Origin of the sequence: Roseburia sp. AF25-13LB, from assembly GCF_003478915.1 — a bacterium.
Classification (GTDB): Bacteria; Bacillota; Clostridia; order Lachnospirales; family Lachnospiraceae; genus Roseburia_C; species Roseburia_C amylophila.
This window is the reverse complement of record NZ_QUFO01000003.1, coordinates 21926-44843: the sequence shown is the minus strand read 5'-3', so window position 1 is coordinate 44843 and position 22918 is coordinate 21926. Positions and strand designations below refer to the sequence as shown.

Annotated in this window: 22 protein-coding genes; 1 reads left to right on the top strand and 21 read right to left on the bottom strand. The window is 39.0% G+C overall.

Translation table 11 applies throughout. From position 1 onward, the window contains the following. Positions 1-21: 21 nt before the first annotated feature. The 11 genes from DWY37_RS05380 to DWY37_RS05325 form a co-directional block, all read right to left on the bottom strand. Positions 22-789, bottom strand: coding sequence for a zinc ribbon domain-containing protein (locus DWY37_RS05380; protein WP_118541718.1), 768 nt, complete (start codon positions 787-789; stop codon positions 22-24). A gap of 240 nt (positions 790-1029) precedes the next feature. Next, the gene (locus DWY37_RS05370; protein WP_118544429.1) at positions 1030-2031 is read right to left on the bottom strand and encodes a helix-turn-helix transcriptional regulator; all 1002 of its coding nucleotides are present in this window, start codon (positions 2029-2031) and stop codon (positions 1030-1032) included. A gap of 38 nt (positions 2032-2069) precedes the next feature. Further along, on the bottom strand, positions 2070-2390 hold the full coding sequence (locus DWY37_RS05365; RefSeq protein WP_117890897.1) for a TfoX/Sxy family protein: 321 nt from the start codon (positions 2388-2390) through the stop codon (positions 2070-2072). A 35-nt stretch (positions 2391-2425) separates the two neighbouring features. Next, entirely contained in the window at positions 2426-3058 is a 633-nt protein-coding gene (locus DWY37_RS05360; protein WP_118217439.1) for a GyrI-like domain-containing protein, read from the bottom strand. Between the two features lie 50 nt (positions 3059-3108). Continuing rightward, positions 3109-5733 carry a TnsA endonuclease N-terminal domain-containing protein gene (locus tag DWY37_RS05355; protein ID WP_118541720.1) on the bottom strand — a complete coding sequence of 875 codons (2625 nt, stop codon included), beginning with the start codon at positions 5731-5733 and terminating at the stop codon, positions 3109-3111. A 3-nt stretch (positions 5734-5736) separates the two neighbouring features. Then, entirely contained in the window at positions 5737-7524 is a 1788-nt protein-coding gene (locus DWY37_RS05350; RefSeq protein WP_118544430.1) for a site-specific DNA-methyltransferase, read from the bottom strand. Between the two features lie 3 nt (positions 7525-7527). Continuing rightward, a complete protein-coding gene (locus DWY37_RS05345) occupies positions 7528-8259 on the bottom strand; it encodes a hypothetical protein (protein ID WP_118541722.1) in 732 nt (243 codons plus the stop codon). 15 nt (positions 8260-8274) lie between these two features. Beyond that, positions 8275-11139: an ATP-dependent helicase gene (locus tag DWY37_RS05340; protein ID WP_118541724.1), complete on the bottom strand. Its 2865-nt coding sequence runs from the start codon at positions 11137-11139 to the stop codon at positions 8275-8277. Between the two features lie 41 nt (positions 11140-11180). Further along, complete coding sequence (locus DWY37_RS05335; protein ID WP_118374201.1) at positions 11181-11387, bottom strand: helix-turn-helix domain-containing protein; 207 nt, start codon at positions 11385-11387, stop codon at positions 11181-11183. Positions 11388-11573: 186 nt separating this feature from the next. Next, positions 11574-11789, bottom strand: coding sequence for a hypothetical protein (locus DWY37_RS05330; RefSeq protein WP_117537645.1), 216 nt, complete (start codon positions 11787-11789; stop codon positions 11574-11576). A 155-nt stretch (positions 11790-11944) separates the two neighbouring features. Next, the gene (locus tag DWY37_RS05325) at positions 11945-12280 is read right to left on the bottom strand and encodes a helix-turn-helix domain-containing protein (RefSeq protein ID WP_055215124.1); all 336 of its coding nucleotides are present in this window, start codon (positions 12278-12280) and stop codon (positions 11945-11947) included. Between the two features lie 225 nt (positions 12281-12505). On the opposite strand from DWY37_RS05325, the gene DWY37_RS05320 reads away from it, so the two are divergent. Beyond that, a complete protein-coding gene (locus tag DWY37_RS05320) occupies positions 12506-12958 on the top strand; it encodes a hypothetical protein (RefSeq protein ID WP_015512786.1) in 453 nt (150 codons plus the stop codon). A gap of 64 nt (positions 12959-13022) precedes the next feature. On the opposite strand, the gene DWY37_RS05315 is transcribed toward DWY37_RS05320, so the two are convergent. From DWY37_RS05315 to DWY37_RS05270, 10 genes are all read right to left on the bottom strand, one after another. Next, entirely contained in the window at positions 13023-14726 is a 1704-nt protein-coding gene (locus tag DWY37_RS05315; protein ID WP_118541726.1) for a lysozyme family protein, read from the bottom strand. A 39-nt stretch (positions 14727-14765) separates the two neighbouring features. Continuing rightward, entirely contained in the window at positions 14766-15533 is a 768-nt protein-coding gene (gene srtB, locus DWY37_RS05310; RefSeq protein ID WP_118541728.1) for a class B sortase, read from the bottom strand. Positions 15534-15539: 6 nt separating this feature from the next. Next, the gene (locus DWY37_RS05305; RefSeq protein ID WP_002594682.1) at positions 15540-15941 is read right to left on the bottom strand and encodes a DUF6075 family protein; all 402 of its coding nucleotides are present in this window, start codon (positions 15939-15941) and stop codon (positions 15540-15542) included. A gap of 13 nt (positions 15942-15954) precedes the next feature. Further along, positions 15955-18285 (bottom strand): VirB4-like conjugal transfer ATPase, CD1110 family, encoded by a 2331-nt coding sequence (locus tag DWY37_RS05300; protein WP_118541730.1) that lies wholly within the window; start codon positions 18283-18285, stop codon positions 15955-15957. A 75-nt stretch (positions 18286-18360) separates the two neighbouring features. Then, positions 18361-19011 carry a hypothetical protein gene (locus tag DWY37_RS05295; RefSeq protein WP_118541732.1) on the bottom strand — a complete coding sequence of 217 codons (651 nt, stop codon included), beginning with the start codon at positions 19009-19011 and terminating at the stop codon, positions 18361-18363. A gap of 102 nt (positions 19012-19113) precedes the next feature. Further along, positions 19114-19482 (bottom strand): PrgI family protein, encoded by a 369-nt coding sequence (locus DWY37_RS05290; RefSeq protein WP_118049505.1) that lies wholly within the window; start codon positions 19480-19482, stop codon positions 19114-19116. Between the two features lie 135 nt (positions 19483-19617). After that, entirely contained in the window at positions 19618-20454 is an 837-nt protein-coding gene (locus DWY37_RS05285) for a hypothetical protein (RefSeq protein WP_002594677.1), read from the bottom strand. Positions 20455-20527: 73 nt separating this feature from the next. Further along, a complete protein-coding gene (locus tag DWY37_RS05280) occupies positions 20528-20890 on the bottom strand; it encodes a glutamyl-tRNA amidotransferase (RefSeq protein WP_118541734.1) in 363 nt (120 codons plus the stop codon). Between the two features lie 19 nt (positions 20891-20909). Next, the gene (locus DWY37_RS05275; RefSeq protein WP_008789328.1) at positions 20910-22718 is read right to left on the bottom strand and encodes a VirD4-like conjugal transfer protein, CD1115 family; all 1809 of its coding nucleotides are present in this window, start codon (positions 22716-22718) and stop codon (positions 20910-20912) included. After that, positions 22705-22908, bottom strand: a complete 204-nt coding sequence (locus tag DWY37_RS05270) for a hypothetical protein (protein WP_008789327.1) — start codon at positions 22906-22908, stop codon at positions 22705-22707. Before DWY37_RS05270 ends, DWY37_RS05275 begins: the two co-directional genes overlap by 14 nt. Positions 22909-22918: the final 10 nt, after the last annotated feature.

The following is a 22918-nucleotide window of genomic DNA, read 5'->3' as shown; positions in this document are numbered from 1 at the left end:
GCTTACTATTTTTCTCTATTCTCATCTTTTCTTATACAATACAAGTTCCGGATTTTTACCGTCTTCTTCATAAGTGCAAACAAGAATAAAATCCATATCTGCAACAACGCCGAAACATCTATCGCCGCCGTATTCACATTCAAGCTGATTGCCCAGATATGTCTTTGCCTCATTCAAAAACTTAGCCGCTTGCCCATTCGGAAGTCGGTACTCAAGATTCACATACTTTCCCACAAGGGCATTCAGTTTTTCCACCTTTGGCATTCCGTCAACATTCAATTCGTTAATCTCATTGATTAACTTTTTCTTGAATTCTTCAAACTGAACGTTATCACTAAGCTCATCATATTTCTTCCAGTAATCCAAAGTAGGAAGCAGCTCTTTCATATAAGAACGGGCTTGTTCCTCCGTGAAATTCTCGCTTACCATATTCTTAACACAAACTTCAATCAAATCGTCCATATCATTGTAAGTATATGTTCCATCGGCATAACACCACTTACAATAGTCCTCGTTAAAAGAACCATCGTGATTGTGTCCGATAATATCATCATCTTCAAGCGGCATTCCGCAGCATTGACAAATAAGCTTTCTCGGTGAGCCTAAAAGTGTATTTATGGAAACATCGAATACTTTTGACAGCAATTTCAATGTTTCTGTATTCGGAACTGTTTCTCCGTTTTCCCAACGTGAAACTGCCTGACGACTTACAAAAACTTTTTCTGCAAGCTCATCCTGCGACATTCCCTTTTGAGTACGAAGTTCAAGTATAACCTGTTTTGTATCCATTATGCAGTACCTCCCTTACACCTTTATTATAGTCTCACGCATTATCTCAAACAAGCAACTCGCAGTTGCTGTCCTTATTACTTGGCTTTTTCGTTCACGGCTACCCAAATTTCACAACGATAGTTTGGGGCGGTTGTATCCGCAGACGGATAAACTTCAAACTCCACGCCCTCGGCATATTCATGCTGCGAGCTTTGCGGGAAGATTCTGCCGTTTCTTGACATCGTATGCTTTGGAGTGTTAGATTTCCTGTCCTTTGTTTTCTTTTTCCTGCATACCCTCATCGGCTTGTGCAATCATCTGTCTGTACTGTCCTTTCACACTTTCCGGTGCAAGTATCTGTACCTTGCCATTAAAACCAAACACCCAACCGAAAAAGGTAGGACTGGCTGATATTTCGGTCTGTACTCTGAAAGACGTCATATCATATGCAAGGGTTGTCACATCTTCTCCGAAACGGTCAACCATTGTTTTCATCAGGCTATTATCACATCGTAAATCCACAAGGACTTTCTCGCCTGAGAACATAAAGAAAACTTCCTTTGTGTAATTCTCAATATCAAAATCATCAGGCATAGGAACAATATCTTTATCCAATATCTCCGGCTTGGAAGCAATACGGTCTACCCTGAAATTGATAACCTTGCTTTTCTTCTCTGAATATCCGAGAACATAATAATAGTCCCCACACCAGAGAAGTTTATACGGACTGAGCTTATACACTTCGCCTTTATTCTTCAGAACCTTTTTCTTTAATCCGGTATAATCGTAATACTGGAAAGAAATCTGCTTACCTGCGTTGATGGCGTCATTTATAGCGTCGATGATATAATATATCTGCTCATTATCCGGCTTAATGCGATTGACCACATAGTTATTACGCTTCAGCTTTGCCACCTGCCCCGGACTGGTCATTGTATGTATCTTCTCAATCAGAGTTTCGCTTTTCTTCTTTGTAATGAACTTCGATGACTCTACTGCATCTATCAGCAACTTCAGTTCCGGCAATTCAAACTTACGACTGGCTACAAAGTATTTGCTCTGAGTAGAATGGATAGTAACAATATCCATTCCAAACTCCTGAAGTGCTGCAATATCCTTTGTAACCGTCGTTCTATGTGCAGATATCCCGTATTCATCATTCAATATATTAATTAACTGTGTTGTGGAAAGAGGATTTTCTTCATCAGTTCTTTCCAGTAAAATCTTTTGTAAATATAAAATTCTTGGCTTTGTTTCCATAATTCTTATATACCAATCGCTCCATCAATAGTATCTGTCTACTTTTTCTTTTTTGGCTTAGGTGCTGGTAATTCATCGTACATTGCATTAAATAGTCCTGTTAAAAATTTCTTATTATCCACATCTTCTACAAGCAGCATTTCCTTTGCCCCATCATACGGCAATTCATAAGTAGCTGTCGGCATATATGAAATTGCTGATTTTATCGGTTTTACAAGTAATCTGTCATCATAAATTCCGCCGACAATTTTACCACGATAATAAATAATATATTCGCCCATCATCGCACGGTAAGTAATCTCGTCCAATTCTGCCAACTGCTCTAATACAAATTCCAAATATTCTTTACTTGATGCCATTAGTTGTCCTCTGACCTAATTTCATTTTACTCAATTTATGCTTTCTTTATCGGGTGTCTTATTACCGTTTTGCATTTCTCCGGTGCAACTTTTCTTGGGTCTGATAAATAAATTTCGTGATGGCGTCGCTCATCAGTAAAATCATTTACATAACCGTTTTCTTCAAGATATTTATCCATCATTGCCACGGTTGCAGGTTCATCATCAAAAGCTCCTATATGCATTATCTGTACGCACAAACCTTCGTCAATACTCAAGAACTCTGCACCAGAGCAATCCATCTTTTTCTTTTTTGAAGCAGTTTCCACCGCCCAATCAAAATCTTTCTTTGTAATAAAATCAGGCAGACGAATAACAGAAATCCAGTTGAAAGCTGATTTATCGGTATAATCTATACTTTCAACATTGTCCTGCCACCAAAAGCCCTCAAGCGGTGGTACAACATATTCAAAAAATCCTTCTATTTTGTAATCCGTCTTATAGCTCATCTTGAGAGTATATGCAACAGCATACAAAACACCAATAGCAGTTTTATATTCTCCGCCTTCTTCATTAGGATTTCCTTTACCTCTTACCGCTATATAATTTGCCTTTGGAATTGTCACAATCTGCGGCTTATTCTTCGGCATATAGAACTCTTTATATTCTTTCTTAAAATCGAATGTCATTCGTCATTTCCTCCATAATCAGTTTATATGCTTCTTAAACTTGAATAAATCTATATGTCAATACTTGCCTGTTGAACTACTAAAGTTGGTTCTAAAACATTTGATTTCATGAGCGTACTTCCTGCATACATTAAATAATGGACACCACTTGCAACTGCCATTTCCTCTGCTGCCGCTTTTTTGGCAAGTACAACTTCATCATCTATCTTATTATCTCCTTTTACCTCTATCAGTTGATATGAACCATCTTCCATAAGAGCGAGAAAATCAGGATAGTACTTTCTCAATCGCTTTGACTCAGGGTCATAATATTGCACTGACAAATCACCTTGATTGGAAGTAAACATACCTGTAAAATAAATTTCCCTAACCTTGTTACTTGAAATATACTGCAAAAAGCATTCTTTCTCTGGTTTAGAGTCGAAACAATATGTATCTGCATGGAAACTCTTTGCTTCTTCCTTTGGAGTGAAATTATTATGTCCTTTGGTAATTACAAGCTCATCATTAGCTGAGAACTCATAGTATCCTGAATCTTTTGGTTCCCTAAGAAGTACCATATCAACATCTTCACTTTTCTGTGTACTCTTAACCTCATAAAGTGTATGAAAAATTTCAGGTATTATCACATCTTCCAAAACCTCATTATGACGATTAACTGCTGCAACAATATTATCTGAACCGTCCACGGACTCACGTAATATCTTAGCAATCGTAAGGCAAGAAATATTCATATACCGTGAAATTTCTGCCGTCAAAGAAAATTCGCTAAATCGCTCTTGCTCTTTCATAGAGTCAATATTCGTTTCCTTTTCAGATAATCCTAATCGCAAACTTCCTTTTTCATACATCTTAGCTTCATATTTTGATTCGTCCAATTCTGCCAAATGGAAATCAATAGGTACAGAATATTCCTTTTCGATGAGAGAATATTCATGCCACAATCTTTTCATTTTAATACTTCTTGGCGGCGGTAAAACACGAACCTTATACACTTTTTTATTTGTATTTGGGGATTTACCAAAATCTGAAATCTCCATATTATAATTTTTTCGAAGTTCATCATCGAGCGTGTCATAATTCTCTTTTGACAAGAAAATTGTAGCTTTTAACTGTTCCTTAGTAAGCTGTCTTAAGCAACGCATTGTAGCCTGTAGAACAAATACTTTTGATTTTGGACTTCTAAATAAAGCAATTCCAAGCAGTGAACGACAATTCCAACCTTCTCGCCCCTTTTCAACAAGGATAATAAATTGCTTTTTACTTCCCTCAGTACCAATAACATCAAGGTTGTTAAAATTTTTAATATCCTCATCTTTTGTGACAGACGGGTCGCCTGTATTTACCAAAACAGTCGAAAGCGATATACCAAGTTCACTTAATACTTTTTCAACAACAGGACGTACCACATCTGTTGCTTCTTTAACATTTGCTGCAAAAATAGCAAGCTTCGGTAATAATCCCTCATAAGTTTTACCGCCATAGCGTTCCCAGAATTTTGTAATCGAAGTACGCAGGAACTCCTCATTTTTAACATTTTCAAACCCAATCGGGTCTGCATCTTTTAAATATCCGTGAGCGATAGACTCATTCAACCCATAGGCATATACTACCTCCGGTAACACCTGCTTATTAACATACGGTGTACCTGTGTAGTTATAGCAAGCAACAATAGAGGTGCTTGCAGCAAGCATATTGATTGTATTACGAAGAGTGGTCTTGTTTGCTCCACCAGAACGAAGTTCTTTCTCTAAGTTAGCTCCAAACAGATGATGTGCTTCATCGACATACACACCCAGCTGTGGCAGGCGGCAAAGTTTCTTAAAACGTTGATTATCAATCAATGAAGCATCGTCCCACACATCAGAGTCGTCATCATCATTTCCATAAATATCTGCAAGCAAAGAACCTGAACCAAAAAGTATATCTGCTGGGGTATCTGCTTTGCGTTTTTTCTTTACAATGATTTTCTGATTATTAGAAATAACTATATTAAAATCTGAGTCATCAATCGTATGAAGTGTTACTCCTGTTTCTTCAAGAAAATGAAATTTGATATTTTGGTCTAATACACGAGCATACTCTGGTGGCACAACCTTTGTTTTATCAAAAGTCATAATTTCTCGAAGAGATTCCAAGACTGTCTTGTCTGGTGCAAATACCAATGCATTATGACAGAATCTTTTATCTTTTGGGTATTTCTTTGCAAGCAAAAACTCATAGAAAATGCAAGTAGCCATAAGAATAGTCTTGCCCAGTCCCATAGTTAAAGCATAAATATAGTTAGGATAATCTTCCTTATACTTTTTCATCTGCTTGAACACAATTTCGTTCTGCTCATCGCCTATATCCAAAAGAGTGCCCTGACCACCTTTGTGAATAGTATAATACGATGCATCTGAAAATCTATTTTCTCTTTTTCTCCATTCATCAAACATTTGATACATATGGGCATTGTCCATAAATTCCTTGACAAAAACATACATCTCCAAAGCTTCAAACTGTGGTTCACGCAGGAACGCACCGCTATTTTCGTTGCCATCATTATATGCAAGGAATTTTTTTGTTAAGTCATTGTATCTTGAACGTATTTTACCTCTATTTTGGCTATAATATTCCCATAGCTGTTCGTAGAAAGCAAAATCCTGAACAAACGCTTTTGTACTTTTTGCCATAGGTTATTCAACCTCCATTTCCAATGACTCCGACAACAAGTCTGTAATCTTAACTCGAATGGTTCCTGCATCTTCAGGAATATCATAAATACCGCTTACAATTTCCTTCTTGTCTGGCACATCTGTTACCGATGGTTGCATAACCACTCCGTCATAATTCCAGTCAATCATTATTGATTCAACCAATTGTCGCCAATCTTCGACATATTCCTTTTGCAAAGAAAGTTTTTGCATAAGATTCATCGGATAGAATGACCTGATAACCAGTTTACTTCCTTCTTTGACAATCTCTGCTTCTGCTTCTCGTTTTAACTGTAAGTCTTTTTTATCTCTAAGGATATCCACAATTTCAATATCCAGTTTATACTCAGAAAGTTCCTGTTCCAAAGATGCCTTCAAATCCGGTTCGTGTCCCATACAAACAATGGTTATCCTTTCTACGGGTTGCGTTGGATTTTCTGTTTTTCTCTTTTCATATGTTTTGTATGGTAAATTTGCTTTCAACTCTTCTAAATCTGCCTTCGTTGCAATACGATTTACTGGCATAATTTTAACCATTCGACCATCAAGTTCTCCGTCCCATACATCACTCTGCGGAAACGGTTGTATCTCAAGAGCCTGAATAATCAAATCTCTTGCTTCAATTGGATTTCTAAAAAAGTCATAATTATTGACATTATAAACTTCAAAACCAGTGTACTTTTCTGCATTCATAATTTGCTGTTCTTCTTTTCCGGATTCCAAATCAATGACATCAAGTTTTATAATCTCTTGCATAGGCTCAGCTAATTTATCTTGTAATTGCAATAATCTTTTTGTTGTTACTTGCACTGCTCCTAGATTTATATCTGCACCAATAAATTTTCTGCCAAGTTTCATTGCTACAGCCTGAGTTGTACCACTTCCCATAAAGCAATCAAATACAATATCGCCAATATTACTAGATGCTCTTATTATACGTTCTATTAACTTTTCTGGTTTCTGTGTGGGATAACCTACCGGTTCAACTTTATCCGCTGGTTGTAACATTGGTATTCTCCACATATCATCTATTCTTTTTTCATATGACATCTTATACATTACATTGCCATTTTCATCTCTAGCATTTATTGCTTTCCCATCTACAAATTTCCTTACCAGCTGTTTTATTGGCTTCTCTCTTCTCTCATATTGAGTATTAAACACATAATTAGGCGTTTTGGAATAAACCAAAATTTTATCTGTAGTTCTGGGGAAACATGATGACTTGGGTGCCATTTTGTTATAATAATACCATGTTATTTCATTTATAAAATTGTCAGCTCCAAACAGCTCGTCCATTATACATTTTATATAATGTCCTTTGTGCCAATCACAATGTATATAAAGTACTCCTGTATCGCTTAACAACTCCTTCATAATAACTATTCTTTCATACATAAACTGAAGATATTCATCATTTGTCCAAATATCGCCATATTGTTTCTCTTCAAATGTTGAAATATCATTTGTGGCTTTTTTCCCTTTTAATTCCACTTTCATTTTATAATCGACACGACTATCAAAGGGTGGGTCAATGTATATCAACTGTACTTTACCACGATACTCTTTTAGCAAATGGCTCATAACCTGTAAGTTATCTCCCCAAAATATCTTATTTATCCAGCCATTGGTTTCCTCGCCATATCTTTCACGAAGTTGAGCAGGATAATACTGTGTAGATTCATAAGGACGCTTTCCCGTCCATCTAAGTTCCGGGTATCCCTTAATCGTCGGGCGTTTAGCAAATTCAAAAGTCATTTGTCCTTCCATTTTTTAAAATCCTCCATTATTCTTTGCTACCTTTTTTATTTCTGCGGCTCTAATCGGTATAAGTTGTCCTTCCATATACAAATCCCGCCCCAGTAAACTATGAAGTAGAATATATTTATCAGTTTCCAGCAAATTAGGATTTTCCCCCAGCAAAGCATTCACTCTTTCAATCATCATTGGTTCTGTAAGCTGTGCTAAAGTGGATTCAACATCAAGCTCTCCTGCATTACGAAGTTTCGTAAGACTGCTTAACAGCCCAATCCAATGATAAAGAAGTTTTCGCTTTTCTGCATCTACTTCTTCCTTTGTCATAGTTTCAGAGAATATCGACTGATTCTCAACTACCTTATATTCTGTCTCACATTTTATCTGGTCTATCTTAAGCTCTTTAGAAAATAAAACATCTTTTGCACCATTCCAAAGTGGGACTATATGCTTATGCCAAACATTAGGAATTACTTCATAGAAGAAAACATCGCCTACTCGGTCAATGGCATATTTAGAATATTCTACCATCTTATCTCGAACTAAATCTTTTATAGGAGAAGCATAACTTTCCTGCATCTCACTATCAGCCACATAATGCTTTAATTCCTTAAGTACCCTATGTGGTTTTCGATTCATCAATCGTCCATATTCATCTATAAAAGCCTCATTGTTTTTGTATTTTATGAAAAGTTCATCTGTTGGAATAATATATATAATATTACCTTTCGGAACTCTATGTTCTGCCATATACTCTACCTCTCGTTACTTATTACAGTAATATCGAAAATCGCAGTTCTTACAAGTTTTCGCATCATCGCAACGATGTTTAAAATCCTTCCTCAGGATTTTATGTACAGTGTCATCAAAAGCTGCAACTGTTCCTTCAATAGCAGTCCTTGTATAAGGATATGTTATCATCGGATTACCATTTTCTTCTCCTGTATAGTAGAGATGCATTTTGCTTACCTTCTGTCCGGTTCTCTGTTCAATAAGATAAGCATAGATTTGTAATTGTCTACGATAATGTTCTAATCTTTCTCGCATCTTAACCATATCTGGCTTTCGCTCAGATTTGAAATCAACTATTTCAACTGTACCATCAACGCCTTTGACAAGGTCAATCTTACCATCTATGATATAGTCCTCTTTAACAAGACTGACATCTACCTCAGCCTGCTGAACAGATGCCCATTTGCCGTCCATTCTCTCTGCATACCGTTCTACTTGACTGAGTGCTGCATTACGCTGTGGCTCAGCCAAATAAGTATGCTCCGACTTAACAAGCGAGTTATAATTTGACTCAAACCAAGTAGCAATATTATCGTTAGTGATTTTATCGACTTCTCCTCTGATAGCAGCTCTATGAATATCTTCAATGGTTTCATGAACCAAAGTACCGAACATCATAGCGTTCTGTCGAACAGGCATAAATTCAAGTTCCTTATAGAACTTATACTGTAAAGCACAAGTTTCATAAACTGTAATGTGAGAAGTAAACGAAAAGGAATTTTTCAAATTTACCTTCTTTACAGATTGAAAAGAAAATTCGCTTAAATCAAATTCGTCACTATTCACACTCTGAATTTCATCATAAATATCTCTAAAGTATTGGCTTGGAGTACGTTTATTTTCATCGCAGGTAAGTACGAGCAAATTCTGTGCCCTTGAAAAAGCCGTATAGTATAATCTCCAAAAATCAAAATACTTTGTTTGGTCATAAGGTTCAAATGCCGGTCTATGGAAATATTTTTCCTCGACTTCTGTCATAAGGTCTTTATATGTTTTTCTCGGAACATTACTTAAAGAATCCACCAATACAATTGGGAACTCCATTCCTTTAGATTGATGTATTGTAAGGAATGACACACAACCACTCGGTGCATACTCCGCCTCGTCCTCATACTCAGATATTCCACCGTCATAAAGTAGTTTTAAATAAAGATTAAAAAGTAGTTCTGTGTTTCTATCAATATATGAACCATTAAATACATCAACTCTATGCAGATACTCAAACTTACCGATTATCTGTGTAAGTAAAGCAAGATTTCTTGTAGGTCGAATATCAACAACACCTACACTCATATCTGTATCAAGAATATCGTTAAAAGGTCTAAACATAAACAACTTATAAAGCAATCCTGAATAAGCATAATCCGTCGTTCCAGTCAACCCTGCGTGTACTTTGCCGTGTTTTCTAATAAACTGTAATAGTTCTTTATTATCCGCCCTAGTAACATATTCATTAGCAGCAACAATGCATTCCCTATAATATCGGTAATGTTCTACCTGCAAAAAATCAAATTCTTGTTTTTCAAGTTTCATTACATATTTAGGAAACATAAGCATTAAACACCCCAATGCCAGTTTTATCTCATCACGTTTGAAAAACATATCTGAACGAGGAGAATAGACATTTATTCCATTTCTCTCCAAAAAATTTGCAAGTGCTGTTACTCGCTGATGCTTAACCGAGCTGAATAAAAAAGCCAGTTGGTTGTAATCCATAAGCTTTCCTGATTCTTTTAACTCCTTAATAAAACCAAGTATTTTCTCATGCCACTCATCTTCATCATCTTTGCTAAATAATTTTACTACCGCAGGACTTTGTATATCGGACTTTACGTGTGGCTCAATTTTCTTTTGATAGCGATATCTATCCCAAGAAAATTTGAATTTATGCCCCGATGTAGTTGATATCCATTCGTTATAAAAATCCACAATATCACTATTAGAACGATAATTTACTACCAGCGGAATAATCTTACATCCCTCATTTTCAAATTTGTGCGGAAATTCAAGTATATTACGGATAGTTGCACCCCTAAAACGATATAAACCTTGGTCATCATCTCCTACAACGCATATATTATGATGTTTAGCTCCAAGCAAAAACACTATCTGTTCCTGTATGTAGTTTGTATCCTGATATTCATCTATCATAAGATATTGCAGTTTATCTTGTAATTCTTCTAATATCTGTTTATTCTGCATAAGCAATTTGTAACATTCAGTCTGAATTGTTGAGAAATCAATCAAATTTCCTTCCTCAAGCATTTCTTGATAAACAGACAGCACTCTTCCAAGTGTTCTTATCCCAGGGTTATCATCTGACTGCAATGCTTCAATATCAACCATTTCTTCAGACAAATGGTTGATATATGTGCAAATCTCATCAGACCGTTTCCAAGAACCTCCCTTTGAAAGAAGCTCATCAATTCCCTCTATATTCTTGAATTTATGAAAATTTCTAAACACAAGATACTTTTGGTCGAAAGTATCAAGTAAACGATAATTTCGTTTAAGTCTTGTAAACTCTAAATTCTCTTTTATAATCCTCAAACATAAAGAGTGAAATGTACCAATATACATTTCATTTACATTGACAGAAATATTCCTTTCTGCTAACTCATTTGTAATACGGGTTATAAGTTCTTTAGCTGCCTTTTCCGTAAAAGTAGCCATCATTATTTGTTCAGGTTTTATGCCACATTCTTGAATAAGATAAACCGCCCTCTTAACAAGTGTAAATGTTTTACCTGTACCGGGTCCTGCTGTGATAAGCACAAGACCGTCTGTGGCACTTATTGCTTCTTTTTGAGCTTCGTTTGCATTTCCATAATTAAACATATAAACAGCTCCTATTCCGTCCCAGTAAAATCCACTTTTCTTTATTCATCTAAAATAACTTCGCATATATCTCCGATGTCACAATGAAACACCTGACATATCCTCATCAGTACTTCAAGAGATACTGGCTCATTCTTATTTATCTTCGTTGCAGCGTATGATGTAATTTCGGCTGCACGCATTAAATCCTGTCTTTTCATTTGATTGTCAATCATAAGTTTTTGAAGTTTGTTATAGCATATCTTCATCAGTAACACCTCTTCATCTTATAATTCTTCTTCGTTACAGTTAACCATTTAACATTATATATTAAATTTTCAGGCATTTCAAGATTTCGGACAGAAATGTAACCTTTCAGACACTAAGGTGTCACTTTTTACAAACACCTAATACGACTCTTTTAAAGAATACTAAAAAAGAGATGCCGAAGCACCTCAATTATACATTCTATTATTAACATTCAATGCAATCATTGCTATGACCTTTTCTATCGGCGGCTCTTTTCCGTCCGGTGCAACTACTTTCCAAAAAGCTATTGCTTCCGGTTCAGCACTTTTCATTGCTTCCCGAATGGCAAACTGCATTTCCTCTTTTACTGCTTTTTCGGTTGTTCCATTTTCTTTCGCTATTTGTCTGAAAATGTCGTTCACTTCTACTTCCTCCTATGTCTATTAGTATGTGTCTATCACTGATAGTTGTTGTTATAGCATATTCTCTCTGTCGAAGTCCCGAAAAATTTGTCGATAGCAGAAATTTTTTATACTGAAAAAAAGAAAGCTCGTCGATTAGGACGAACTTCTGTGTTTTATGGAAGTATTTGCTTTGACTGCTTCACAAGTGTATCTATGACTTCATAAATTCTGTTTCTATCTTCAGGAACAAGTTTTTCAAGCTTCTCATTCAGCATTGAGTTCTTGACTGTATATCCCGTTTCCAGAACATCTGTAAGAACCATATCCGATGATACACCTAAAGCATTTACTATCTTTATGAAAGTTTCGAGTGACGGAATTTTCTCTCCACGCTCAACCATACCAATATAATTTGTTGTCAAATCTGTTTTCTCAGCCAAATCTTCTTGGCGTAATTTCCTTGCAAGTCGGAACTTTCTTATATTCTTGCCGATTGTATCGAGCTTCATCACATCACCTCCTTTAGTGTGTTTCCATAACTAATAGTATAGGTTAAGTCGATTTCAAATCACACGCACCCAAAGGAAGTCAAACCAACTATTAGTGATGATTCCCAACTATTTTTATGTTATACTATAAAAGTAGTAATTCACGATTGTTAATGGCGAAAGACAAATCACAACCCAAGAGCCAAGTTAAACAATCTCCATAGAATAAACTTAGGGGTAAAAGGAATGGACGAACAAAAGATAATATTCAGTAATCGGTTTGAAAAAGAGAAATTTGAGGATTACAAAACAGATTTGGGAACTGACAGCTCAGTCACTCCCGACTTTACGGAAGCTGATGATTTTTTAAAATTTATACAGAAGAACCGCAGAAGTGTTCCAAGTAAAGAGCGAATTGCTGACAAGGATAAATTTATCAAAACCGTTTACGAACTATCCAATAGCTTTGAAATTGACGCTGACCTGATAGAATTTGCCGAGGGATATATCGCCAACATCTATGTAGATTATGCCTGCTACACTGGATATATCAAGAAGCTGTTAGCAATTCTTTTTATCCTTGCCGATGATATTTCCTTTTTAGACGGCAGTAAAGAAAATGCCGATATGCTTTTCAGCTTCACTTATCACACACACCATATTTTCCTGAATAACAGAGAAACAACTGATTTCTCATAATGTACCCGATGGCTACTCAACTGAGCAGCCATCTTTTCAATTTTCCAGACACCGTCTGGAATTTTTAATATGCCGGAATACCGTATCCATAGATATTGCTGCTTCCGACTGCGTACTGTCTTTGCTTGCAGGCGTCGCCTGAGTTGCCCTCTACGGTATAAACTGTGCCATTCTCACACTTCTCTACGATACCAACGTGGTCTGTTGTACCGTCGCCTTCCCAATCAAAGAAGATAATATCTCCTACCTTTGGTTCATAAGTGCGGTCTTGCCATTTTCCATTTGACTTAAACCAGTTTGCACCATCCACGCAACCTGCAAATTTCGGAACAAGTCCGCTTTCAATATACCCGCATTGGTCAGCACACCAAGATACGAAGCAGGCACACCATTCCACTCGACTATTAAAGCCGTACCAGCTCCAGTAAGGTTGTCCGCCCTGATTGCCTAGCTGTGTCAAGGCAACCTCAACAATCGCCTGATTACCTCCGGCAGTAAAGGCTCGCCCATACGGATAGTATCTCAGAACGTGAGCCGGATATTGGGTATCTCCATAACTGTCCCAACCAAGCCTTTGTGCCTGCTGAGTGGAAAACTCCACTGCATTGGCATAAGAATAACCGCCATACTTTGTTTTTGCCCAAGAAATATACCCATTACCGAAGTTGTAGCCTTGCAAGGCAAGTTTGATATGCTCCATATCTATCGGACTTTCCACTTCTGCCGAAGTAAGAGCCGCTTTCAATTCCTGAACTCCACACTGGATAGAATATTCAGGGTCTTTAATTCCATTAGGTTCGTGCGGATACCTTGTATTGAAACTTCCCTCTGCTGCCTGCATAGGGTCAAGTCCTCTGCCACCGCTTTCCTGCATCATAACCGCCTTGATAAGTTCCACATACTCAGGAATGCCGTACTCTTTGGCATACTTCTGTATGATGGGTTCATAGGCTTCTACCTCTGCACTTACCGGAGTATAGGAATTACTGTCACTTCCTCCTCCAAACATTGCTACGGCAGCACCAAACAGCACGACAATCATAATAATCAGAACCGCTATCCAACCGCCTGCGGCGATTGCTGCTACAAGTGCTTTTGTCCCTGCAATAATCGCTTTGACTGTCGCAACAGTAGCTTTCGCTGTGGCTTTAACGGTATCTGCTGTGGCTTTCGCCGCTTTCTTTGCCGTCTGAGCCGCTTTCTGTGTTGCTTTGGCTGTTGTTTTTGCTGTTTTCTGTGCTATAATGGCAGCTTCTTTGGTGGTCTTAATAGAAGTCTTTGCCGTTTGTTCTGCGGTCTTGACCGACCTTTGAACAGTATTGGTTGCACCTTTCGATACGGTCTTGACTGTCGTATTTCCTGCCGACCTTGCAGACTGTTTAATTGTTTTCTCCGTACGCTCCAGAGTTCGGATGCTCTGTTTTCCGACAGGATTGACCGATTGTTTCTGAAGCTGTTTCTCTGCACGCTTGGTCTTGAAATTCTCAATTCCCGTTTTGGCTTTCTGATAATTCTGCCTTGTTTCACGCATACCCCATCTGCCGACTTTATCCGCACGGTATGCAGTTTCGTGAACAGCCCTATCCGTTGCCGCTTCGATTTTATCGGAAGCATATTCCTCTGCGGAATTTTCCGAAGCATTGGTGGAATGCTCTGCCTTATCTTTCGTCATCACATAGGCTTTCTTCATTCGCTCCGTGGCAACTGCTGCCTTATTTATGGTCTTGATTGTACCTTTGCTTGTATCTCTTGTTTTTATATCAGCCATCGGTTTCCTCCTTTCTCGAAAAATAATAGAGAGTGGGGTTTAATCCACTCTCTTAGCGACAACAACAAGCCTGCCATTGTTTCTTGAATATTCACAAGTAGAAAGAGAAATCAGCTTGTCGCCATATTCTGCCGATACTCCGGTATCATACAAAGAAAGTTCCTTGCACTTAGCAACATACGCATCAAACTCTGCCGCATTTTCTGCGTCCGTAAACTCATAATACTTAAAGCTATCGGAGCTGTCTGTATAAACGACTGTCTTAAAGACTGCAATCACTTCATACTGGTGTCTGTCCGTCAGTGTATCAAAGGTAATCGTCTTATGACCTTCCCAAAAGCTCTTGTTTCTGTACTTCATCAGTCCCGTAAACATCGAGCCGTCATTCATATGGTGTCCGTATATAATGATGTTGTCTGAAGGTTTCTGCACATCGCAATTTTCCTGCACATATGGACAGCCATAAGCGGAATAGGTCTTATCAAACTTGTGCTTCAGGTAGAAGTTCGGCTCATTTACAGACTGCACGACCGGATAGTTGATATTGGTATCCTCAACCTTTATCCAACCCACCATATCCTCATTCTGCCGATAGAGTTCAAGATATTCCGCAAGATAGTCCTTATCTTCCGAAAACGTCACGCCCTCATTTTCCTTTGGCGGCTCGTCCTCCACAATCTCCGCAAGGTTCTCATAGACTTCATTCTGCTTGGCAGAGTCAATGTGATTACGGATAATAAAGAAGGTGCTTACAGACAACACTACCGTAAACACCATCGCAATAATAATATAGATTTTTCTGCTCATTTTCTCTTACCTTTCCATATCGTTTCTCTTAGGCGGAGTCAAATCTCTGCAATACTCCGGATACCTCAACTTGATACCCTCCATGAAATACGGAGCATATCCACAACAGAACAGTTCCTCCGGTGTATAGAGATTTTCCCTGCCTTCTTCCGTAAATCCATTCCAGAGATTAAAGGCAAGGTGGCAGACCTTGACTGTGCCACTGGTCTGCCAACCGCCGTGCATACCTTCCGGTATGATACAGTCCCTCTTGAAATCAAACATCTTTCCGATATTCATTCTCGTTTCTTCTGAAATGCCCATCACATAGAAAAATGCTCTGTGATAGCAGTCGTTGACTTTGCACTTATCCAAATTTTCTAATACAAAATCTCTGTGTGCAGCATTGCGAAATTGAATTTTAGACATTGTAAATCCCTCCTTACGCTTCGCCTGGCTTGGTCGTCATCAGTTTATAAAGTTTCGTGTTCTTAGGGAATTTGTTTGCAAACGGTACAAGAGAACTTCCCACCTTGATAAGTCCGTGTCCTGCTTCCACATTCGTGATATAGGACATCTGGAGGTCGGAAATATTCAGGAGTTTTGCAAGCTCAAGCCTGTCTGTGGACGCCTGATTCAGCATAATGATAAACTCTGAGTTTGCAAGCATTGTTCTTGCTGTGTGGCTCTGCAAAAGGTCATCGACATTCTGAGTGATTCCACTTGCGTATGCACCGTATTTTCTCACACGCTTCCACAAGGTAAAGAGGAAGTTTGCAGAGTATTCGTGCTGGAACAGAAGATAAATCTCATCAATGAAGATAAAGGTGTTCTTACCCTTTGCACGGTTCTGTGTGATACGGTTCAGGATAGAGTCAAGGACAACAAGCATACCAATCGGCATAAGCTGTTTACCCAAGTCAAGGATGTCATAGCAGATAAGGCGGTTATTGGTATCCACATTCGTCTGCTTTGCAAAAGTGTTCAGAGAACCGTGTGTAAAAAGCTCAATGGCAAGTGCCAGTTCTTTTGCTTCCGGTTCGTCCTGCTGCAAAAGTTCTGCCCTGAAATCCTGCAAGGTCGGTATATGTCCCTGATAATCATTCTGCTGATAACTGCGGTACACGCTTGCCGTACATCGGTCAATGATAGACTTCTGCTTTGCTCCGAGATTTGTACCTCCGATAAGCTGTTCACAAAGGGACATAATAAACTCGGATTTCAAAATGACAGGGTTTGCACCGTCGCCGTAATCCTTATTCATATCCATTGCATTGATGTGATTGTCGGAAGTAGCAGAAATATTGATTACTTCTCCGCCCATCGCATTGACAAGCTGTGAATACTCTCGCTCAGGGTCGATGATGATAATATCTGCGTCCGAAGAAAGCACCTGATTGATGATTTCTCCCTTTGCCGCAAATGACTTACCGCCACCGGATACACCGAGAATAAAGGAGTTACCATTCAAAAGCTGCTTACGGTCTGCGATAATCATATTTTTGCTGATAACATTCTGACCGTAATAGATACCGTTCTCGTGGAAAATATCCTGCACCCTGAATGGGATAAATACCGAAAGGCTCTCTGTTGTAAGTGTTCTGAACGCATCAATCTTTCTTGTTCCAAACGGCATTACCGTGTTGAGTCCATCTACCTGCTGAAATCTCAGTGTTGCAAACTGGCAAAGATGTTTTCTTGCTGTGGTAAGCAATGCTTCCGTATCATTCTCAAGCTGTTCTTTGCTGTCTGCTGTAATAACCATCGTGATAACAGCAAACATCATTCTCTGGTCACGGGTCGTAAGGTCATCGAGGAACTCTTTCATTTCTTTCTTCTGCTGCTCCATATCATACGGAACAGTTGCAGAGAAGTTGTTATTGGCATTCTGCCTACGTTGCCAGTTTGTGATATTGGTTTCCACACCAAGCAGACGGTTCTCTGCTTCCTTTACTGCTTCATCCGTTGGAACGGGAACAATATCAATGGACATCATCAGATTTCTGTTCATATCCGTAAGTTCCGCTACCATACTGTCTTTGATATAGGACGCATATTCACGAAGAAAAAGGACTCTTCCATAACGGTTTCCCATCTTGAAATAGTCCTTTTCAAATTCCATTGTGTCGGGGCAGATATAATCCTTAAAATCGTGTCCCTTTTTTCTTGTTTCCTTAATATCAAAGTGGAAAGAGCTTTCTTCTCCCACACGATAGAAGTCGTGGAAAATACGAAGTCTTTCGTCTGTTTCCAGTTCCACACACTTACTTCCAAGCCTGCCGAAGTGAGCAATCAAATCTGCACCGACACGGGCAAAATAAGTTCTTGCGTCCTCCACACTCTTTTTGTTGATGGAAATGGTAATATACTTATCCTGAACAATAGAGTTTGCCCCCGTTGCCTTATCAAGAAGCATTTTGTTATATTCCTCTCGATATTCGTCCAAATTATCTCCGGTTGTCGGAATAAGGATTGTCTGCTCAAAATCCAGTCTGTTGAGCCGACGGTTATTGATTGTGATTTTTGTCGTTGCACCACTATCAAGGGAGTTCAGAAGTTCGGAATATTCAAGGAACATCGCTTCCTTATCCTCACGACTTGCCACTGCATAGTTAATATCCGTAAAGCGGTAGGTCTTTGAATATTTATCCTTTCCCACTTTGAAAATGCCATCATCAAAGATAACTGCCACGGGAATCGCATCCTGCACCCCTTTCGGTACAACAAATTTTTCTTTATCCTGCTTAAACAGGTTCGTAAGAGTCTTAATCATAAAAACTCATAACCTCCTTTATGGTAAAAAAATATCGCCACTAATTTTAGTGACGATACATCAAATTGGTTTTATTTAGTTCCAGTGCTTTCTTGAATTATATACATTATTGACTGCTTCAATATAGCAAATGAAAGAGGAATGGTTGTAGTCGTTGGAAGTCAAATACTGATTTTTTATTCTCAGATACTGCTCTCTAACTAATGTCCATTTTTCTTTTTCTTTGATATACTTCGCTTTCTCTCTAATGTTTCTTGAATTAGGTGCTTGATTCCAGAAATATCTGTTTGGAAAACGTCGCTTATCGTGAATAAGGCGATGATAGTTCCCGTCTGTATCCTCGCAAACAATACAAATATCCATTGAAAATTCTGTACTATTCCCCTGATTAAAGTGCCGCTTTTCCGTTGTCAAAGATGAGGTAGAATCTTGGCAGTCGCTCCACCCATATTCTCTAAGAACAATATTAAAAGCCTTTCTGACGCATTCTTTGATTTCTTTACAATCTTCCCAATCATCTATTCTTGTGATTTCAAGATTATAATCCAAATCAATCGGTCGATTAGCATTTTGTAATATCAGGTTTCTTGCACCACTACCCACGAGATAGAATGAAGCACCAATATCATATTCTTCTTTCAGCGTATGGCAAAGGTCTTGCATTATTTCTCCACATAACGAACGCATACGGCTCAGAAACAGTTTGTCTTCCACATACTTATACATATTAACATTTCTCCTTTCTTCCCAAGCCGCCCATCTAGTCAAATGCTAAATCATTATAGTATATTCAGAAAGCACTTGTCTGTCAATAGCTTAAATCTTATTTTATGTTTTAGATTCTCGAAAATGGTCTTTTTGCTTCTGTTCAATGCTTGGCTTCATCAGTTCGTAATACACATTGGTAGAATGAAACACCAGCTTCTTCGGCATTAAAAACTCCGACTTTATCCACGCATAGATTGCTTTTTCTGCGGTCATACCGTTATACTTCACAAAACCAAGTGCCGCAAACGGGGCAGCACCCAAAATGCACACCCACGATACGGTTTCCGTGCCAACATACGGTCTGAGCAAGAAATACAGTCCTACCGCAACACCACAAGCAAGAACAGAAAAAATGAACTGTCTGAGCGACAGTCCAAAAAACATTGACTCTGTATAATTTCTGATTTCACGGTTAATTTTTACTTCCATATCTGTTTCCTTTCCTGCGGTTTCGGTCGTTCTCCCTCACGCATTTATCATTCAGGCAAAAGACTTTGCCCTTCCGTTTACCGCCATAGTAAACACATTTCTTACAATCTCTTTGGTTCATCTCAAAATCTCTCCTTAAAGTCCCATCATTTCTCGGATAATACGGTCAGACATTTTCACTGCACCGACAAGAACGAGCATATTAAATACCAGTTCCCCGATATATGCCCACACCTGCGTAACTGCTGCTGCATCAGGATTAACCACTGGCGGCGATGAAGCAAATACGGAGAAAATAATACAAGCAAGTACAATGACTGCTCCCTCAAGCAGAACGGCACAATAGCTCTTGATAAAACTCTTGCCTACATTCTGTGTCGGTTCTCCTGCAAATGTGGAAAGCGGTATCGGTGCAAGTGCGGTGTACATATAAAGTTTGAAAAATCGTCCGTACACTGTCATTATCAGAATGAACGACAGCACCGTGATAAATAATCCTCCGATAAGCGTTACCGCCCACAAGGGAATACTCTCGAAAAATCCGCAATCTTCTATGGTCGTTACCATCTCTGCGGGTAAAGTCGTCTGTTCCGGAGTTCCAAATCCGGCAGCATTCATAATGGTTGAAATCGTACCCTGCACAATATTAAATAATGCAAGCATAAGCTCCATTCCGTATGTGATAACACCTTTCGCCAATGCAAAACGGACAAAGAGTTTTAAAGCGTGTTCCGGTTTCTTCACATCTGTAAAACTTCCGCAGGTCTTTACCATACCTATCACGAAAAACAATACAAGTAAGGCAAGCCCGATAGCCTGAACTGCACCGTTGATGTCAACAATAACCTTCCAGATATTCCCGCCCTTAAAGTTCTGCGGTGTAGTTGTGATGAGTGTCCATATTTCCGACAGTTTTTCATTCCAAGTTTCAAGGGCATTTTCAAGATTTTGAACTACCCAGTTATCACTCATTCAAAGCACCTCCTTACAATTAAGGGGTGTCCCTTAACTTGGCACACCCCTCGATAACTGTGTAACTCTTATCTTAGCCTGTGATAAGAGTAAGGATTTCTTTCGCAAAAGTGATAATGACACCGCCCGCAAGAGTCAGGAAGCCATTGGCTCTCTGAGAAGGGTCGTGAGATTTGAGTGAAAGACCGACCTGCACGATACCAAAGCCAAGCAAAATCATACCGATGGCACGGATAAGTCCGAAGATAAAGTCAGACAGATTGTTGACTACGGTAAGCGGGTCATTCGCTGCAAATGCAGTCGTTGTCATTCCAAGTGTCAACGCACCGACAATGACCATTGTGCAATAAGCACGGAAGCCTTTCCTAACCTTTCCGGTCATAGGCAGTTTCTTTGTTTCCTGAGTGTCAGTTGCTTTTTTCTTAAAAATAGTCATAGTTGAATACCTCCAAAATTTAATTTGTTTGATTGTTTATGAACAGAGCTTCCATCTCCTCATCGGAAAGAAGTTCCCAGTTCGTTTCTTCCATTTCCTTTTCAGGAAGTGTTGCAGGGTCAATGTCCCAAATAGCAATCGAAGCAATATCTTTTGTGACTTCTCCGTGCTTATAAGGACTTGCCTTTCCGTCTGTGGTAAGTGCCACATTCGGGTGTTTCATAATGTCATATTTGAAATCCATAATGGGTCTTTCCCCACGGATAAATAAAATAGCGTACTGATTATCGAGCATACGCACCTCATCAGGAGTAAGTAACTCTCTGCCGCTAATCTGATAGTTGGTGGAATAGTTACCGCTTCTTCCGGTACTCTTTCCGAACGTGTTGGTATCAATGGTTTCCTTGCCCAACAGCTCCGACACATATTTATGGGTTGACTGCTCATTTCCACCAAGGTAAAGAAATTCATCGCAGTTACCCACAATGCTCTCCCACTGTTTTTCAAACAAGGCTTTAAGCTGTGCCAAGTTCTGTAAGATGATGCTTACCGATACACCACGTGAACGCATAACCGACAGTATCTTGTCGAAGTCGTCCGGCAGTGAAACATTGGCAAATTCGTCCATCATAAAATGAACAGGCATCGGCAAACAGCCGCCGTGGATATGGTCGGCTGCATAAAACAACTGCTGAAAGAGCTGTGTGTAAAGAATGGATACCAAGAAGTTGAAACTTGAGTCATTATCCGGTATCAGTGCAAACAGAGCCACCTTTTTCTCTCCAAGTGACTGCAAATCCAGTTCATCGGCAGAAGTAAGAGCAGCAAGACTTTCCAAGTTAAACTTTTCAAGCCTTGCTGCAAGGGTTATCTGTATGGATTTTAATGTTTTGGAAGAGCCGGAATGATAAGAGTGGTAATACTTCAAAGCAATGTGGTCAGGATTATCTATCATCAAATCCGAAAACAGATTATCAAGCGGAGAAGGACTTGGGTCGTCCTCGTCCTCAATTGCCCCGGCTCTGAGCATTTCCATTACCATTGCAAAATTCTGTTCTTCCGGCGGTGCTTCATAATGCAGATAAAATACAAGTGCAAGCAGAAGCATTGACGCTGCCGTATCCCAAAACGGGTCATTACTCTGTGAACCTTTCGGAGTGGTACTCTTGAATAGATTGGTTACGAGCTTCTGCACATCATTGTCATTCTGCAAATAAACAAACGGATTGTAACAATGGCTTTTCTCCATTGAAATCAAATCAAGCACACGCACTTCGTAACCTTTCTTCTCAAGAAGATGTCCCGTATCTCGCAGGATTTCCCCTTTCGGGTCTAATATCACATAGCTGTTTCTGGCAGCGTTCATAATATTAGGCTTTGCATAAAACCTCGTCTTACCTGCACCGGAGCCACCGCACACAAGCGTATTCAGATTTCGTCTGTGCTTCTTGGCATTAAGTCCAATGCACACATTCTGAGTCATCAGCTTGTTTTCTGATAGTGGCTTTTGTCGGTACTTTTTATCAATGGCTCTAACATTGCCCCATTTGGCAGAACCGTGTTCTTCTCGTCTGCGGTAATTCTTTCTTGTTGAGAAATAAATCCCGATACCCATTCCATAGCACAAAAGCAAAATGAGGACAGTTTTCAGGCTGTCCCCACATAATTTTATGGAAAATGGATTATCAAAGAGTGTCGCAAGATTGGCTGCTATCTCCGGCAATCCTCCGCTTATGGAAGGTGCAATCAGAAGTGCCAGCCATATGACCGGAACGATACCGACAATGGATAAAATAATGGCAGTCTGCCTGTCATTATCTCGCTTCATCTGAGCGTTTCCTTTCAATCACTTTGAACTTTTTCAATGGGGCATTTCCGACTTTTACAAGCAGGTCGTCTACTGCGTCTGCGGACTTGCCTTCCTCCATCAACTTTGTTTTCTCATCGTTTAAAGAGCGAATGACAACACCGTGTTCATAATCGTCCAAAGCAATGTGGTAGAGTTTTTCTTTTTCCATATCTGCCCTC